16 protein-coding genes are annotated in these 16,734 nt (G+C 69.3%); 12 read left to right on the top strand and 4 right to left on the bottom strand.

Translation table 11 applies throughout. The features are described from left to right. Window positions 1-1,218: peptidoglycan-binding protein (locus tag ACWCQ6_RS22815; protein WP_451091914.1), on the top strand; the 1,218-nt coding region annotated here is incomplete at its 5' end. 405 nt (window positions 1,219-1,623) lie between these two features. Here ACWCQ6_RS22815 and ACWCQ6_RS22810 read toward each other — a convergent pair. Further along, a complete protein-coding gene (locus tag ACWCQ6_RS22810) occupies window positions 1,624-2,388 on the bottom strand; it encodes a DUF4232 domain-containing protein (RefSeq protein ID WP_451091912.1) in 765 nt (254 codons plus the stop codon). A gap of 513 nt (window positions 2,389-2,901) precedes the next feature. On the opposite strand from ACWCQ6_RS22810, the gene ACWCQ6_RS22805 reads away from it, so the two are divergent. From ACWCQ6_RS22805 to ACWCQ6_RS22775, 7 genes are all read left to right on the top strand, one after another. Beyond that, the gene (locus ACWCQ6_RS22805; protein WP_451091910.1) at window positions 2,902-3,294 is read left to right on the top strand and encodes a hypothetical protein; all 393 of its coding nucleotides are present in this window, start codon (window positions 2,902-2,904) and stop codon (window positions 3,292-3,294) included. Continuing rightward, window positions 3,291-5,078 (top strand): alpha/beta hydrolase, encoded by a 1,788-nt coding sequence (locus ACWCQ6_RS22800; RefSeq protein WP_451091908.1) that lies wholly within the window; start codon window positions 3,291-3,293, stop codon window positions 5,076-5,078. Before ACWCQ6_RS22805 ends, ACWCQ6_RS22800 begins: the two co-directional genes overlap by 4 nt. 101 nt (window positions 5,079-5,179) lie before the next feature. After that, complete coding sequence (locus ACWCQ6_RS22795; protein WP_451091906.1) at window positions 5,180-5,635, top strand: hypothetical protein; 456 nt, start codon at window positions 5,180-5,182, stop codon at window positions 5,633-5,635. A gap of 281 nt (window positions 5,636-5,916) precedes the next feature. Beyond that, complete coding sequence (locus tag ACWCQ6_RS22790; RefSeq protein ID WP_451091904.1) at window positions 5,917-8,223, top strand: alpha/beta hydrolase; 2,307 nt, start codon at window positions 5,917-5,919, stop codon at window positions 8,221-8,223. Then, window positions 8,220-8,825 (top strand): hypothetical protein, encoded by a 606-nt coding sequence (locus tag ACWCQ6_RS22785; protein ID WP_451091902.1) that lies wholly within the window; start codon window positions 8,220-8,222, stop codon window positions 8,823-8,825. The genes ACWCQ6_RS22790 and ACWCQ6_RS22785 overlap by 4 nt, the downstream gene beginning before the upstream one ends. A 225-nt stretch (window positions 8,826-9,050) precedes the next feature. Further along, entirely contained in the window at window positions 9,051-10,013 is a 963-nt protein-coding gene (locus ACWCQ6_RS22780) for a C40 family peptidase (RefSeq protein WP_451091918.1), read from the top strand. Window positions 10,014-10,297: 284 nt separating this feature from the next. Further along, entirely contained in the window at window positions 10,298-11,029 is a 732-nt protein-coding gene (locus tag ACWCQ6_RS22775) for a phosphatase PAP2 family protein (protein ID WP_451091900.1), read from the top strand. A gap of 196 nt (window positions 11,030-11,225) precedes the next feature. On the opposite strand, the gene ACWCQ6_RS22770 is transcribed toward ACWCQ6_RS22775, so the two are convergent. Next, entirely contained in the window at window positions 11,226-12,863 is a 1,638-nt protein-coding gene (locus tag ACWCQ6_RS22770; protein ID WP_451091898.1) for an FAD-binding oxidoreductase, read from the bottom strand. Between the two features lie 93 nt (window positions 12,864-12,956). After that, window positions 12,957-13,145 (bottom strand): hypothetical protein, encoded by a 189-nt coding sequence (locus tag ACWCQ6_RS22765; RefSeq protein ID WP_451091896.1) that lies wholly within the window; start codon window positions 13,143-13,145, stop codon window positions 12,957-12,959. A gap of 132 nt (window positions 13,146-13,277) precedes the next feature. Here ACWCQ6_RS22765 and ACWCQ6_RS22760 point away from each other — a divergent pair, with 132 nt between their 5' ends. Both ACWCQ6_RS22760 and ACWCQ6_RS22755 read left to right on the top strand, forming a co-directional pair. Beyond that, window positions 13,278-14,192 carry a hypothetical protein gene (locus tag ACWCQ6_RS22760; RefSeq protein ID WP_451091894.1) on the top strand — a complete coding sequence of 305 codons (915 nt, stop codon included), beginning with the start codon at window positions 13,278-13,280 and terminating at the stop codon, window positions 14,190-14,192. A 132-nt stretch (window positions 14,193-14,324) separates the two neighbouring features. Beyond that, the gene (locus tag ACWCQ6_RS22755; RefSeq protein WP_451091892.1) at window positions 14,325-14,519 is read left to right on the top strand and encodes a hypothetical protein; all 195 of its coding nucleotides are present in this window, start codon (window positions 14,325-14,327) and stop codon (window positions 14,517-14,519) included. A gap of 30 nt (window positions 14,520-14,549) precedes the next feature. Here the strand turns inward: ACWCQ6_RS22755 and ACWCQ6_RS22750 are convergent, their stop codons facing one another. Then, entirely contained in the window at window positions 14,550-14,900 is a 351-nt protein-coding gene (locus ACWCQ6_RS22750) for a metal-sensitive transcriptional regulator (RefSeq protein WP_451091890.1), read from the bottom strand. A gap of 200 nt (window positions 14,901-15,100) precedes the next feature. On the opposite strand from ACWCQ6_RS22750, the gene ACWCQ6_RS22745 reads away from it, so the two are divergent. Next, window positions 15,101-15,721, top strand: a complete 621-nt coding sequence (locus ACWCQ6_RS22745; protein ID WP_451091888.1) for a DUF47 domain-containing protein — start codon at window positions 15,101-15,103, stop codon at window positions 15,719-15,721. Between the two features lie 5 nt (window positions 15,722-15,726). Continuing rightward, window positions 15,727-16,725 carry an anion permease gene (locus ACWCQ6_RS22740; protein ID WP_451091886.1) on the top strand — a complete coding sequence of 333 codons (999 nt, stop codon included), beginning with the start codon at window positions 15,727-15,729 and terminating at the stop codon, window positions 16,723-16,725. Window positions 16,726-16,734: the final 9 nt, after the last annotated feature.

The following is a 16,734-nucleotide window of genomic DNA, read 5'->3' as shown; positions in this document are numbered from 1 at the left end:
CAAGGCGACCACCCACCCGCACAGCCACCGCCGGAAGTAACCGCACTGCTCCAGGCACTGCGGCAGGTGAAGGAGTCCAAGAACCTCTCCCTGGACGCCTTCACCCACGACACCGGCTACTCCCGCTCCTCGTGGAACCGGGTCCTCAAAGGCACCGCGTTCCCACCCCGCGCAGCCGTGGAACGACTCTGCTCCCGCCGCCGCCTGGACAAGAACACCCTCCTCGGCCTCTGGGACGCCGCCGACCGGGCCCGCCGCACCGCCGTCGGCCAGGAGGAAGCACCTCCTGGAACGGCGTCCGCTCCCGCACCGGCAGCCCCCGCACCGCCGGCAGCCCCCGCACCGCCGGCGGCCCCGGCTCCTGCACCGCCGGTGGCCCCGGCTCCCGCACCGGCAGCCCCCGCACCGCCGACAGCCCCCGCACCGCCGGCGGCCCCGGCTCCCGCACCGCCGACAGCCCCGGCTCCCGCTCCCGGCACCGCGACCCCGAATTCCGCCGCAGCGGGCAGCCCGGCTCCCGTACCGTCCACGCCCGGCCCGGTCGATCCAGCAAAGCCGGCCGCTGTCTCCCGGAACCGGATCAGAACCCTCGCGCTGATCGCCGCCGCCCTCACCGCGCTGCTGCTCGTCGGACGCTGGTACTCGGTCCACGAGACGAAGACCCCCGACGTCGTCTCCCAGCCCGAGACCGGCGGCGACAACCGACCCGGCGACGACCAGCCAGTGGCCGAAGAAACCCCCCTGCCCTCGAAGAGCACCACCCCACCGACCAAGACTCCGACAAACGACGAGAAGAAGAACAAGGACAAGGACCAGGACAAGGACCCGGACCCGGACCCCCCGGGCGAGGAGGACACGAACACGAAGTCACCGCATCCCAGCAGTTCAGCCAAGGACCAGGCCTCTCCCCCCGCCGCTGCTCCTGCCTCGCCCAGTACGGCCGCCGCGCTCGGCGCCGCCGGCCGCACCAACTGCAACTACAACTCGGACCGCACCCAGACCATGGCCAAAGGCATGGTCGGCTCGAAGGTGAAGCAGATCCAGTGCCTGCTGAACTACAACTACGACTACACGCTCACCCTCGACAGCAATTTCGGAGAGAAAACCGACGTCGCCGTACGCGCCGTCCAGAGCTGCAGCGGTCTCAAGGTCGACGGCCAGGTCGGGCCCCAGACCTGGAAGTACCTCGACACCCCCATGTCAGGCTGCGGGCACTGAGAGCCCGCGGGGCGTTCGTAGCGGAGCCCCGAACTGCTTGCCCAGGAACCACCGGCCGACCGTCCGACGAGTCGCCGTGATCCGCTCACGTTCGGCCTGGGCCTGTGGCAGTGCCGTCCGATGGCGTCGATCTGCTGCTGTGCCAGAGCGCGCCCGGCCTCGGTTCTCGCCCGGCAATCTGCTCCAGCACAGCCAGTCCCTCTCGCGAGTCGACGGGGCCGCGCGCGGCCGTGCCTCGGTGTTCACCGCGACGCGGGCAGAGCGCCATGGCACCCGGCCGGTATCCCAGGAACAGTCGGACGAGCAGACGCGGGAGAGGGGCCCGGATCGGCCCGTCCACAACGACGCCAAGGGCCCGGATCACGTCGGATCCGGGCCCTTGGCGTCGGGTTTCGATCGGGTGGGTCAGGACTTGCCCGCCGACTGCATGGAGCTCACCGCATCGGCGACTGTGCTCTGGTACAGGCCCAGCTTCGGGTCGCCCACCTTGACGTCGGGGCCGAGCGGGAAGTTCTGCGTCTCCGCGTTGGCCATGTGGTCGCCGTCGGGCAGCACGTTCATCTCGTCGACCCAGGTCACGCCGTTCTTGCCGCTCGGGTTGAGGTCGATCACCGCGATGGCGGCCGTCTTCGGCTTGACAGGGTACGCGGGCGCGCCGCCCAGGCCACCGGGGACCGCCGGCGTGATGTCCCCGCTGTGGTCCGAGGCCTTCGAGGCGCCCAGGCTGACCCGCGGGAAGTAGCTCAGGCCGCAGGAGTTCGCGCCGGTGTTGTTGATCTCGATCACGTGCTGGGTGGCCGAACCCTCCCGGGGGTACACGCGCACCGACAGGTCCGAGCTCTTGCACGGGTGCTTGTAGGCGTAGCTGTCGCTGGTGTTGCCGCCCGCGTTCGCGGAGCTGCCGGTCGTGCCCGTCTTCGAGGTGCCCGTCTTCGTGGTTCCCGTGTTCTGCGCGGTGCCGCCGGTGCCGGTCTTCGAACCGTCCGCGGTCTTCGAGGCGTCGGTGGACCCGGAGGAGCCGGTCGAAGCCGCGGCCGATGCGGCGTCGCCCGCCGGGCCGGCGGACTTCGTGCCGGTTTCGTCCCCGCCGCAGGCGGTGAGAGCCAGAGCGAGCACGGCGGTGACGGCGCCGAGAGCAGCGGTGTGCTTGCGGGTGCGGACCGTACGCATGAAATTCTCCCAGGATGAGGGTGAGACAAGGCCCGAATCCTGCGGCGAACCGCTCTCTCTGACCTCTTGACAACCAAAGCGTCCTGTGGGTCGCTCACGTTCCGCTGATGCCTCACTGACGTCCTGCTGACGTCCTCTGAATACCCCTCCAACGGGGGATGCGCGCTGCCGGGCCCGCCGTAACGCCGCCGTCGGACCCGGAACCCCGCGGAAGACGGCCGGTGCGGGGCTGACGGAGGTGCTGGGCCTTCTGACGACCGTCCCGGCCGCGGTTCGGGCCGCCGAAGAAATTCATCCGCGCCTTGCCGGACTGAACGTCCGAGGATGTACGGCGGGGGCGCGGGAGGGCGGGTAGGGTCCGGCGCCCGTCCACCGTTCGGGTGATCCGCGCTCGGGGGCCCCGCGTTGGGAGGCCCGGGAACCGGGGCCCGCCCCGCCTGTCGGAGTCCGGTCGCGTGGGCGTGTTGCGGGCCCTGGATTTGGCACAGTGCCGCTCCGCGATCAAGGAACGGGGTGGGCGCAGTGGCAGTGGTGGGACAGCCCGGGGGCCGGCAGCGGCTGAGCGATCTGGCGGGCGGCGGCGGGGACTTACTGAAGCACAGCGACGGTGCGTGGCTGCGGGCCGCCGGCGGCGCGGAGGGCATGTGCATGCACCTCGGTCCGGTGAAGTCGGAACTGGAGACCGCGCACGAGGGCCTCCTCACCGGGAACGGCGGGCTGACCGCGCTGGCGGAGCTGGGTGCCGTACGGGAGTCGTGGACACGGAGGTTCGAGGCGGCGCGAGGAGAGTGCCGGTCACTGGCCGGGAAACTGCGCGATGTCGCGCGGGCCCAGGGCGAGACGAACGAGACCGTGAAGTCCGCCTTCGGAACCGTGGCGTCGGCAGCGCGGGACGGGGCACGATGACCCTGACCTGGGCGCAGTTGCGGGACCTGAAGTGCGGTGAACTGGAAGGCGCGGCCGATGGGTGGGGCAAGGCGAGCAACCGCGCCGACGCGGGCCGGGACCGGATCGAGACGCAGCTGCTGAACGGCCTGCGGGACACGCAGCACGGCGAGGCGGCGAAGGCGGCGGTCGGACGGCTGCGGCAGATGAGCCGGAACCTGAGCTACGTCTACACGGAGTGCGGTCTGCTCCGTACGACGCTGAACAGCATGGCCCATGAACTGCGCGCCCAGCAGCGGGCGTTGCGCGAGGCGCTGGACGACGCGGAGGCCCTGAGGTTCACCGTGCACGGGGACGGTTCGGTGACGTACCCGGCGGCGGGCGAGGGCCTGATCGACGGCAGACCGCTGCCGGGCGGCGCGGCGACGGCGGGCTCCACGGCACCCGGACTGCATGCGCCCTCGGGCCTGGTCGCCCCCAACCCGAACGTGGCGAAGGCGCAGGACATCGCGGACCGGGTGGCGAAGGCCGTACGGACGGCGGCCGAGATCGACTGGCGGTACGCCCGCATCCTGCGGAAGCTGAAGGCCGAGGAGGGCCTGAAGGTCCCCAACTCGACATGGCAGGACGCGGCGGCCGACGCGGCAGCGGTACGGGACGCGGCGCGCGGCTACCTGAAGGACGCGATCCCCCGCGACGCGTCACCGGCCGAGCGGAAGGCCTGGTGGTCCGCCCTGACGGACGAACAGCGCGAGGAGTACCTCGCGGTGTACCCGGACCAGATCGGCAACTTGGACGGCATTCCGGCTCTGGTGCGGGATGCGGCGAACCGGGACAACATTCAGTTGTTGATGGGCAAGTTGGAGGGGCGGGACGACACGAAGTCGGAGACGCAGCTGGCGGCGCTGCGGGAGATTGATCGTCAGCTGCGGGCGGGCACACAGCCTCCGATGTACCTGCTCGGTATCGGGGACGAGGGTAACGGGCGGGCGATTGTCTCCTTTGGGAATCCGGACACGGCGAAGAACGTGGCGGCTTATGTCCCGGGGTTGAACACTTCGTTGGATGAAGAATTCGCCAAAGGTGATATCAAGCGTGCCTGGGATATTGCGAAGGGTGCTCATAAATACGATCACTCCACTGCGGCCATCGCGTGGCTCGGATATGACGCACCGCAATCACCGGATGGCATTGCTAGTTTATCGGTGATGGGGGCTGGCAGGGCTGAAACTGGTGGCGCCGCCTTCAATGGTTTCATGAATGGGATCTCGGCTACCAATGAAACCGGGGATCCGCACCTGACGGCAATCGGGCACTCCTACGGCTCGCGCACGGTAGGTGCGGCAACGCAATATGGCAATGGAATTCCAGGAGTTGACGACATCGTCTTAGTCGGCAGTCCGGGGGTGGGTGTCAATCGTGCTGAGGATCTCGGGGTCGGGAAGGATCACGTCTTCGTCGGGGCGGCCCAGCATGACGTGGTGACCAAGGTTCCGTCTGGGCGGGAGGCTGTCGTGGGCGCCGTGGCAACGATCGCCGCCGGCCCGGTGGTCGGGTATTTGGCGGGGGACGCTGCCGATCAAGGGGATGACGACCTTTGGTTCGGCAAGGATCCGGCGAGTGAGGCCTTCGGCGCTCGACGCTTCCCAGTCAAAGAAGGGCCTCTTCTTGTCGGTGGGCATGGCCTCTCGCTCGGTGCGCATTCCCAGTACTTCGACCCGGAGAAGGATTCCGTGTCCGCAGACAGCATCTCATTGGTCGCTGCGGGGAAGTCTCGCGATGTCGAGATGGAGGAGCCCAGGTGAGGATCCAATTTCGGGCTCTTTTTGCAGTGATGGCGATATCGCTGGCGTTGTCTGGCTGCGTAGAGAGATTTACTTCACCAAGTCCGGGAGGGCAGAGGGGTATGAAAATGCAGGATGCGGCGAATCGTGCCGATCAGATCCTCGATGCCGTATTGGGGGAGATCAAGCCGGAAGTCCAGTGGGCACACGGTCCAACCAGTACGGGTAGCTGCGATGTTTCTCGCATGCGTGTCGTCATGACTGTCGTGTCCGGAAGTCGAAGGGGAAATCTTCTTGGCGTTGTGGACCGCTTCTGGCGCCGGAGCGGGTACAGAATCAAGGCCGTCAACAAGAACGTAAATTTTCCGGCGATCTATGCGCAGACGAAGGACGGCTTCGGAGTCAGTCTCAGCATCGGCGGCGCAGGCCAGGTCTTCTTCGAGGTGGACAGCCCCTGCGTGGAGGAGTCGGAGGTAGCTGAATCCACTACGCCGCCGAACGGGCCCGATTACGAGGGCGTCTATCCCCTTCCCCGTCCCAACGTCCACTCCGACTTCTGGTCCGCCGAACTTACCTGACGCTGCGTCACCGCCCCTATTGACCCGTAACAGGGCGATCGGTGGGGGTAGAGGGACGGGTGGGGCGAGGCCCGGATATTGAGTCCGGCATTGGGCCCTGGGGCCCATGCCGGGCCCGCGTTGTTGTGGTCGCATACGGATACCGGGGGGAACTATCGCTGCACCCACTCACAAAGCTGGGGAGACTTGCCGTGTCGGGCATACGAGAACTAGCGGTACCGGGCGGTGCTGATTTGAGCGCCGTCGAGGTCCCTCCGGGCAGACAACCATTGTCACGCCCCTTGCAGGCGGTACTGATTCTCGTCCGACTGCTCTTCGTCCTCACCGTCGTCGGTGCGTTCGACGTGCTGGTCGTGGCCTCGTCCGTCGACGCGGTGGACGGCCGGCTGCTGGGCATGGTGCTGTACGCGTCGCTCCCCGGGATCACCGGGTTCGTGCTGTCGCTGTATCTGCGGACCGGTGGCGTCTGGATCTGGCGCGGGCTGCTGGCTGTGCAAGCCTGGCTCACGCTCGGCGCGCTGGCGACGCTGAACGACGCGGAGAACGGCCGGGGCGTGACGCAGCTGGTGCTGCCCGTCGTCGTCATCATCCTGCTGTCCAGGTCCAGTTCACGTGCCTGGTTCCGGCTCGCCCCCGAACAGCGCGTCGAGCACCGCCCGTTCAGCGTCGTCAAGCGGATGATCAAGTGGCGCCGGGACAACGGTCAGACCGCGATGGAGTACCTGGGCATGATCCTCGTGGTCGTGGCCCTTATCGGCGGGCTCGTGGCCACCGGGATCGGCGGGCAGGTGTCCGGCCAACTCCGTAACGCCATCTGCCAGCTGACCGGAAGCGCCTGCCCGCCGCCCGGCGCCATCGCCGACGGCAGCAGCGGCAACGGCAACGGCAACGGCAACGGCAACGGGAACGGCGGCGCCGACTCCGGTGGCGCCGGGTCCGAGGGCGCCACCGTGACCGGTGGTACGGGCTCCGGTGGGGCGGATGCGACCGGCGGCAGCGGAGCCGGCGGCAGCGGAACCGGGGGCAATGGGTCCGGCGGCAATGGGTCCGGCGGTAGTGGGTCCGGCGGTAGTGGGACCGGGGGGTCCGAGGCCTCGGGCGGCGCCGGCGGTGCTGGTGGTTCGGATGGAACCGGTGGTTCTTCTACAGAGGTCAACGCGGGTAGACAAACCCCGAAAGGCAACTTCGTCACCGGCGTCGTCGGTGACGGCGGTCTGCTGGGCGACATCACCGGGGCCATCGACACGATCGCGCACCCCGTGGACACCGCGAAGAACGTCGCCGACCAGTACGCGCAGGCCGCGAACAAGGCGGGCGACAAGTGGGACAAGGGCAAGTTCGTGTCCGCCGCCTGGGACATGGCCAAGGGATCCGGCGGAGGCGGCAGCGCGCTCACTGGGCTGCCCGGCTCCGGCAGCCGCGTCGAGTCGGCGGTACGGGACGGGGAGCGGCAGTACCTCAACGACCGCATCCCGCGCGGCGCCAGCGCGGCCGACCGCAAGTCCTGGTGGGAAGGTCTGACGCAGGAGCAGCGTGACCGGTACCTGGAGCTCTCCCCGGACCAGATCGGCAACCTGGACGGGATTCCGGTGGCGGACCGGGACAAGGCCAACCGCCGCAACCTGCCGAACCTGATCTCGAAGCTGGAGGGTCAGACCGACAAGAAGTCGAAGGAGCAGCTGGCCGGCCTGCGGGAGATCGACCGGCAGCTGAAGGAGGGCAGCCAGCCTCCGATGTACCTCATCGGCATCAGCGACGAGGGCAACGGCCGGGCGATCGTCTCCTACGGGAACCCCGACACCTCGAAGAACGTGTCGGCCTACGTGCCGGGGCTGAACACCTCCCTCGACGAGGAGTTCGCGAAGAACGACCTCAAGCGCGCCCGTGACACCGCGATCGGCGCCCAGGGCTACGACCCGTCCAGCGCGGCGATCGTCTGGCTCGGCTACGACGCACCGCAGACACCGGACGGACTGTCCAGCCTCGCGGTCGCGGGCACCAGCCGGGCGAAGAAGGGTGGCGCGGCCTACTCCGACTTCATGGGCGGCATCACGGCCACCAACCAGAACAAGGACCCGCACATCACGGCCATCGGGCACTCCTACGGCTCACGCACCGTCGGTGCCGCGACCCAGCGCTCCGGCGGTATTCCGGGAGTGGACGACATCATCCTGGTCGGCAGCCCCGGCGTGGGCGTGGACCGGGCCGTGGACCTCGGAGTCGGTGCCGGGCACGTTTTCGTCGGCGCCGCGGAGAACGACCCGGTGACCAAGCTCCCGTCCAAGACGCAGGTCGTCGTGGGTGGGATCGGGATGATCCTGGGTGGTCCGGCCGGTGCGTACGCCGCAGGGGACCTGGCCGACCCGGGCGACGACGACCTCTGGTTCGGCAAGGACCCGGCGAGCAAGGCCTTCGGGGCCAAGCGGTTCCCGGTGGCCCCGGGCCAGCCGGTGGTCAGTGGTGACGGTGTGAGCTTCGACGCGCACTCCAACTACTTCAACCCGGTACGGGACGCCATGTCCGCCGACAGCATCGCCCTTATCGTGTCGGGACACGCCGACCGGCTCAAGATGGAGGAACAGCGATGAGGCGCAGGTTCCAGATCGTTGCGGTGACTCTGGCTGTCGGCTTCGCGCTGTCCGCCTGCGGCAGCGAGAATGCGCAGACGGGTGCGAATACGAGCACCACGGCCACGAAGAGCGCCAAGGGCACCGAGGGCACCAAGGGGAGCAGTATGGACATGCAGGATGCTGCCGACCGGGCCGACAGCATGCTCGACGCCGTGCTGAAGAAGATCGACCCCGAGGTGCAGTGGGCCCACGGTCCGACGACCAAGGGCAGCTGCGATGTGACGCGCAGGCGCACCGTCATGACCATCGTGTCCCCGGACCGCAGGCAGAGCTTCCTCGACCAGGTCGAGCAGTTCTGGCGCGCGAGCGACTACCGCATCAAGGCGAAGAACAACGACACGGAGTTCCCGGCGGTCTACGCGGTGACGAAGGACGGCTTCGGCATCAGCGTGAGCATTCGCGCCAAGGGGCAGGCCTTCTTCGAGGCGGACACCCCCTGCGTGAAGGAGTCGAAGGTAGCCGACTCCGAGTCCAAGCCGAACGGTCCGGCCTACAAGGGCGTCTACCCGCTCCCCAGCCCCAATGTCCGCTCCGACTACTGGTCCGCCGGGGCGTCCTGACGGTCGCTCGGATGCTCTGCCACCCGGGTGCGCCGGTCGATCCGGCCGGTGCACCCGGTGCGCCGGGCAGACGGCTCCGTGCGCCGGATTGGGCGGCCGGTGCCCCCCAGTGACCCGGAAGACTCGTACACACCGTCGAAAACGCCCATGAACGCGTGCCTGATGGGGGATGGTTGAGGGGTGCGAAAATTCTGGGTGGTCGGTGGCATCGGTGTCGGCATGGCCATGTGCTTCGTGGCGTTGCTCGTCGTCGGTACGTACTCCGCCGCCGCCGGACTCTCGGGTTCCGGCGGCGGCGCCGTTGCGCTGGCCAAGGGGGCCGTGCCCGCGAAGTACCAGGCCCTGGTGGAGAAGTGGGGCAACCTCTGCCCCGCCATCAACCCCGCCCTGCTCGCCGCCCAGCTGTACCAGGAGAGCGGGTGGAACCCCCGGGCCGAGAGCCCCGCCGCCGCGCAGGGCATCGCACAGTTCATCCCGGGCACCTGGGCCGCACACGGCATCGACGGGGACAAGGACGGCGACCGGGACGTATGGGATCCGGCCGACGCGATCCCCTCCGCCGCGTCCTACGACTGCGAACTGGCCGGCTATGTGAAGAAGGTGCCGGGGGACCAGACGGACAACATGCTGGCCGCGTACAACGCCGGCGCGTACCGGGTGATCCGGTCCGGTGGGATTCCGGACATCTCGGAGACGCAGAACTACGTCACCATCATCCGCTCCCTGGAGAAGAGCTTCGCCCGGCCCGTCGGCCGCGTGCAGCCCTCGGAGCAGGCGGCCGGGGCGATCTACTTCGCGCAGAAGAAGCTCGGTACGCCGTACCTCTGGGGCGGCAACGGCACACCCGAGCAGAACGGGCGGTTCGACTGCTCGGGGCTGACCCAGGCGGCGTACCGGACCGTGGACATCGAGCTGCCCCGGGTGGCGAACGATCAGTACAACGCCGGGCCGCACCCCTCCCGGAACGAGCTGCTCCCGGGTGACCTGGTGTTCTTCTCGAACGACCTGGGCAACTCGCGGGCCATCCATCACGTGGGGCTCTACGTCGGCGGCGGGTACATGATCAACGCTCCGTACACCGGGGCCGTGATCCGGTTCGACAAGATCGACACGCCCGATTACTTCGGCGCGACGCGCGTGACCAAGGACGGGGCCGCCGCCCTTCCGACGCCCCGGCCGGCGGCATGACGCGGTGTCGGCGGTGGCCGGAACTCTCTGTGAAGCCTGGGCCCTGAACTGCGGCGACGAGTCACTCTTCGATAACGTCATGGTGATCATTCGGTGGAGAGCGGAACGCACGCACTGGAGGGGTCGTTCCCTGGGTGGACCGGGACGACGGCGCATCGACCACGCGGCGCAGCACCGACTTACGCAGTAGTGATTCACGCAGTGATCGAACCGACACGGGGGTTCGTCAAGGCGGTGCACACCGGTGTGCCCGCGGCAGCAGACAAGGCAAGGGGCCGCAGCAGATGGCTGGACTCGCACTGGATGGGTCGAACCCCGATGTCAGCCTGCTCTACGACATCAACGGACTCGCGAAGTCCGCTCCCACCTGGTTCGACCGGGTCATGGAGTTCGTCGGTGAGTACGGAATCATGCTCGGCATGGTCCTGGTGGTCCTGTGGTGCTGGTGGAGCGTGCGCCGGCGCGGCACGGTCGACGACTCGGTGACGGCGGTCGCCGGGATCGTCTGGGCACCGCTCGCCGCCGGGATCGCACTGCTGATCAACATCCCGATCCGTGGATTCGTGCACCGGCCCCGCCCGTTCAAGGACCACCAGGGGCTGGAGGTCCTGGTGTCCGGGAAGAACGACTTCTCCTTCGTGAGCGACCACGCCACGATGGCGATGGCGCTGGCCGTCGGGATCTTCGTGGCCAACCGGAAGTTCGGCATCGCCGCGATCGCACTCGCCCTCGTGGAGGGCTTCTGCCGGATCTACATGGGTGTCCACTATCCGACCGACGTCATCGGTGGATTCGCGCTCGGCACGGCCGTCGCCCTGCTGCTGGCCCCGCTCGCGATGATGCTGCTGACCCCGCTGACGGCGGCCGTCTCGCGGTCGGACCGGTTCGGCCGGCTTGTACGGTCCCGCCGGCCGGTGCCGATGGCGGCGGCCGGGGGCCGGGCCGGGGCGGTCGGGATCCCCGAGCCGCGTCCGGGCGTTGGCGGCGGGGACGGCGAGAAGGACCTGGCCGCGTAGGACCCGATCGTGCAGGGCTTGGCCGTGCAGGGCCTGGCCGCGTAGGACCCGATCGCGCAGGGCCCGATCGCGCAGGGCCCGATCGCGCAGGGCCTGGCCGCGTAAGGCCCGACCGTGGAGGGCCTGGCTGCGTAGGACCCGATCGCGTAGGACCCGACCGTGCAGGGCATGGTGGCCGGCAGGACGTGACCGCGCGTCAGAGCGCCTGCGGGAAGGCGAAGAGGCGCTCCGGGTCGTACTGCTTCTTCAGATCGGTGAGCCGGTCGGCCGCCGAGCCGTAGTAGGCCCGGCGCCAGTCGGTCAGCGCCGGGTCCGTGTAGTTCTGGTACGCCGCTCCGGACGCGTGCCGCCGCATCGCCGCATGAGTGTTTTTCAGCCAGTCCTGCTGGGCGCTGCCCGCCGTACCGGGGTTCCAGGAACCGATGTACTGGGCGAGCACGCGTGAGCCCCGGTGGACGAACGCCGTCGACTGCGGGGAGACCCGGTTGATCGCCCCGCCGAGCGCGGTGAGCATGATGGAGCCGCCACCGCCGCCCTGTGTCACGGGAATCCGGGTGAACGCCTCGGCCCGGTCGAGCAGGGCCTGCACACCCGCCGGGGACAGGGAGCGGTCGTAGAAGTCGGAGGCGGCGGCGTACGTCTCGCGCTGGAGCGTGCCCTGGGCGGTGCGGCCGGGCGTCGTCCCCGGCAGATGGCACTGCGCGTCGCTGATGCCGGAGCAGCCCGCGTACACCAGCATCGACTCCTGGTAGCTGCGGCGGCGCAGCGAGACGGAGGAGGCGGAGGCGCCGATCCGGTCGGCGAGGCGGTCGACGGCGTTCTGCAGGTCCCCGTACGTACCGAGGCTGAACGCGGCGACCGAGACGGTCGGGTTGCCGCCTCCGGGGCCGGCGGCGAGGTGTGCGGAGGACCAGATCTCGTCGGGCTGGGACGGGCCCCACTCCTGCCAGGCCGTGACGACGGACCGGGCGCGGGACCACGGCCACGACATGTACGCGGTGACGGTCTGCGGGGCCGGGCGGGTTCGGAAGGTCAGCTCGGTGACCACGCCGAAGTTGCCGTTGCCCGCGCCGCGCAGTGCCCAGAAGAGGTCCGGGTGGTGCTTGGCGTCCACGGTGAGGGTCTTGCCGTCGGCCGTGACGAGGGTCGCCGCGGTCAGGCTGTCGCAGGTCAGGCCGTACGCGCGGGAGGCGACGCCGTGGCCGCCGCCGAGGGCGAGGCCGGAGATGCCGACGGTGGGGCAGGAGCCGCCGGGGATCGTCAGGCCGCCGCGGGCGAGTCCCTGGTAGACATCGATGAGCTTGGCGCCCGCGCCGATCGTGCCGCTTTGCTCGACGCGGGACAGTGACGAGACGTCGAGGACGAGGTGCCCGTCCCCGCTCGACCAGCCCGCGTACGAGTGGCCGCCGCCGCGGATGGAGACGGGGGTACCCGTGCGGCGGGCGAAGGACAGGCACTCGCAGATGTCCGCCTCGTGCTCCACGTAGGCGACGGCTGCTGGTTCCAGGCCGTCGAAGCGGGTGTTGTAGAGCTGACGGGCGGTCGGATAGGAGGCGTCCTGGGGCCGCACGACCCTGCCGTCGAGGCTGCCGGCCAGGGCGGACCAGTCGGCCGGTCCGGCGGGGGAGGGCTTCGGCGGGGCCGATGAGGCCGGTGGGGCCGACGGGGCGGGAGAGCTCCCGGTGTTCCCCGTGCTTCCCGCGCCGTCGTCGTTCCCGGCGCCGTCCGCAGTACCGGAAGTGCCGCTGCAGGAGGCGGTGGTGACGCCGGTGAGTGCTGCCGCGGCACCCGCGGTGAGCACGGTGCGTCGGGCGGGCAGGGTCGGCAGGTTCATCGGATCTCCGAGTCTTGGCGCTGACGTGCCGGACGGTGGGGGTGACGGAGGCCGGGTGCGGTGCGGCCGGGTGTGGGGGTTCGGCCGGAGAGGTCAGGGGGCCGCGCGGTGCTCCGCGGCGTCCGTACGCGCCCGGTCCCTGGAGCGGCGGGCCGGTCCGGACCAGCCGCAGGCACAGCGTGCGGTGCAGAAGGAGCCGCGCTCCACGGTCGTGGGGTCGTGTCCGGCAGGCGCGGCGGCGGGGGCGGTCGGTGGGACCTCGGCGGTGTGTCGCTCATGCACCCGTTCACGGTACTGGGCAGGGCCACCCGGCGGTGTGGCCCACGGGGCGGCGTGACGGGGGACACGGGGCGTCGTTATGCGGAACGGATGGGCCTCTCGGGCAGGTGTTACGGCGTTGGGGGTTGGCAGGCGATGGTGGTGCGGCAGCACAGGTCCGGAGGCGGGGCGCGCGCTGTCTGTGCCCTCGCCGTGGTGGGCGTGATGGCGGCGACCGCCGGATGTTCGGGCAGCGGTGGCGGCGGTGACCGTGCCGTGGCCGACGACCGGGGCGGGGCCGACGCGGTCCACCGTGCGGCCGCGGTGCTCGCGGGGACGGTGAGCGGGACCGGAAAGGCGGTGGCGGAGTTCGCCCCCGCCTCCGGGGCCGCCGCCTCCCGGGCCGCCGTCGGCACCGCCGAGGTGCGTACGTCGATGGAGACCGCGGCGGGCGGGACGCGGGTGACCATCAGGGGCCGGGGCTCGTACGACTTCCGCAGCCGCCGGGGCCGGCTCACGGTCGTGTTGCCCAAGGACGCCGCCGGTGAGGACGAGCACCGCCCCATCACCGAACTGCTGGCCCCGGGCGCGCTCTACATGATGAACCGGGGCTCCGGAGTGCCTGCGGACAAATGGGTCAGGGTCGACACGACGGCCCTGGAGGACGGCAATCTCGTCACCGGCGGGGTGACCGATCCGATGGCTGCCGCCGAGCTGCTGCGCGGGGCGCGGCAGGTGACGTACGTGGAGAAGACCGTGCTCGCCGGGGTCCCCGTGCGGCACTACCGGGGGACGGCGGACATCGGGCTGGCGGCGCGCGAGGCCGCGCCCGGGTCGCGCGGGGCACTGGCCGCCGCAGCGAAAGGGTTCCGCACGGACACAGTGCCCTTCGACGCGTACCTCGACGAGCAGGGGCGGCTGCGCAAGGTGCGCCACCGGTTCAGCTTCGCCAACGAGGGGCCGGCGGTGGAAGTTGTGTCGACCACACTGCTGTACGGGTTCGGGATGCCGGTCTCCGTAAGCCTGCCGAAGGACCGCGACATCTATACGGGGCAGATCCGACAGCGGTAGCCGAGGGGCGGACGGGTGCGGGCGGAGGCATGGGCATGCCGGCGGCGGTGAAATGGTCCGTCCGTGCCATGCGCGGCGTGTGCTCCGCTCCCTACGCTAGGAAGCCGGCGACGGCAGTGAGAGGTGAGTGACGTGGTGACGCTCAGCGCGCGGACCGTATCGGACCATGTGGCCCTCGCCGAGATCGAGCTCTGCGGCGAGCTGATGATCGCCGCGTCGGCCGCGATCGGGGAACGGCTCAGCGCGGACCGCATCGACGAGGTGCTCAACGTCCGGGCGATCACCGAGCGGACCACCGTCCCCCGGCAGGGAGACCACCGGGGGTGAGCGCGGACCTGCGGGCCCGAGGCCCCGCCATCAGGTGCGCAGCAGCCGGGCGATCGCCTTCGTGGCTTCCTCGACCTTGGCGTCGATCTCCTCGCCGCCCTTGACCGCCGCGTCCGCGACGCAGTGCCGCAGGTGCTCCTCCAGCAGCTGGAGGGCGAACGACTGGAGCGCCTTCGTGGACGCCGAGACCTGGGTCAGTATGTCGATGCAGTAGACGTCCTCGTCGACCATGCGCTGGAGGCCGCGGATCTGGCCCTCGATCCGGCGCAGTCGCTTGAGGTGTTCGGCCTTCTGATGGTGATAACCGTGTATACCCCGGTCGTGATCGGTGACGGCGGATTCCGTCTCCGCGGTGGTCCTGGTGGTCTCGGTGGTGGTCATTACTGCCTCCCGCATTCCCTTTACCCTGGCGCCTATATACCCCTGGTGGGTATATTCTAGCGAATTCGGCTAAAACGTGACCGGGGGCCCCTGCAGATCACTGTGTCCGATGCGCGACACTGAAGAACGCCGGTTAGCCGTGGCCGGATGATGCGCCTAGCATCAGCCTGACCGAATCCAAAGCACCCCGAGGACCCCACGTGCGCTTTCGTCTGACCCCCAGGGAGACGAGCTTCTACGACATGTTCTCCGCGTCCGCGGACAACATCGTCACGGGCTCGAAACTCCTGATGGAACTGCTCGGGGCGGATTCTGCCTCCCGAGCCGAGATCGCGGAGCGCATGCGGGCAGCGGAGCACGCGGGGGACGATGCCACCCACGCGATCTTCCACCAGCTGAACTCCTCTTTCATCACGCCGTTCGACCGTGAGGACATTTACAACCTCGCCTCGTCGCTCGACGACATCATGGACTTCATGGAGGAGGCCGTCGACCTGGTCGTGCTGTATCAGGTCGAGGAACTTCCCCGTGGCATTGCCCAGCAGATCGAGGTGCTGGCCCGTGCGGCCGAGCTGACCGCCGAGGCGATGCCGGGTCTGCGGACGATGGACAATCTCACCGAGTACTGGATCGAGGTCAACCGCCTGGAGAACCAGGCCGACCAGATCCACCGCAAACTGCTCGCCCATCTCTTCAACGGCAAGTACGACGCCATCGAGGTGCTGAAGCTCAAGCAGATCGTGGACGTGCTGGAAGAGGCGGCCGACGCGTTCGAGCACGTCGCCAACACGGTGGAGACCATCGCGGTCAAGGAGTCCTGAACCACGTGGACACCTTTGCGCTGATCGTGACCATCGGTGTCGCGCTCGGCTTCACGTATACGAACGGTTTCCACGACTCGGCGAACGCCATCGCCACCTCCGTCTCCACCCGGGCGCTCACCCCCCGCGCTGCGCTGGCGATGGCCGCGGTGATGAACCTCGCCGGCGCGTTCCTGGGCAGCGGGGTCGCCAAGACCGTCAGTGAGGGGCTGATCGCGACGCCCGAGGGCGCCAAGGGGATGGGAATCCTCTTCGCCGCGCTCGTCGGCGCGATCATCTGGAACCTCATCACCTGGTACTTCGGGCTGCCGTCCTCGTCCTCGCACGCCCTGTTCGGCGGCATGGTCGGCGCGGCGCTGGCCGGCGGGACGCTGGTGCACTGGGACGGGGTGCTCAACAAGGTCATCATCCCGATGTTCGTCTCGCCGATCATCGGCCTGGTCGTCGGCTATCTGGTGATGGTCACGATCATGTGGATATTCCGGAAGACGAACCCGCACAAGGCCAAGCGCGGCTTCCGGATCGCACAGACGGTCTCGGCCGCGGGCATGGCGCTCGGCCACGGTCTGCAGGACGCGCAGAAGACCATGGGCATCGTGGTGATGGCGCTGGTCATCGCCGACATCGAGAGCCCGAGCGACCCGATCCCGGTCTGGGTGAAGCTGGTCTGCGCGCTGATGCTCTCGCTGGGTACGTACGCGGGTGGCTGGCGCATCATGCGGACGCTCGGCCGGAAGATCATCGAGCTGGACCCGCCGCAGGGGTTCGCGGCGGAGGCGACCGGTGCGTCGATCATGTTCGGCTCGGCGTTCCTGTTCCACGCGCCGATCTCCACGACGCATGTGATCACCTCGGCGATCATGGGTGTGGGCGCCACGAAGCGGGTGAACGCCGTGCGCTGGGGCGTCGCCAAGAACATCATCCTGGGCTGGTTCATCACGATGCCGGCCGCGGCGCTGGTCGCCGCCGCGAGCTACGGGGTCGTGTTCCTGCTCTTCGGCTGACGGCCCGCC

The sequence above is a fragment of the Streptomyces sp. NPDC001880 genome (assembly GCF_053594575.1).
Note: the sequence above shows the minus strand (reverse complement) of the source record. Positions and strands in the feature narration are given on the sequence as shown.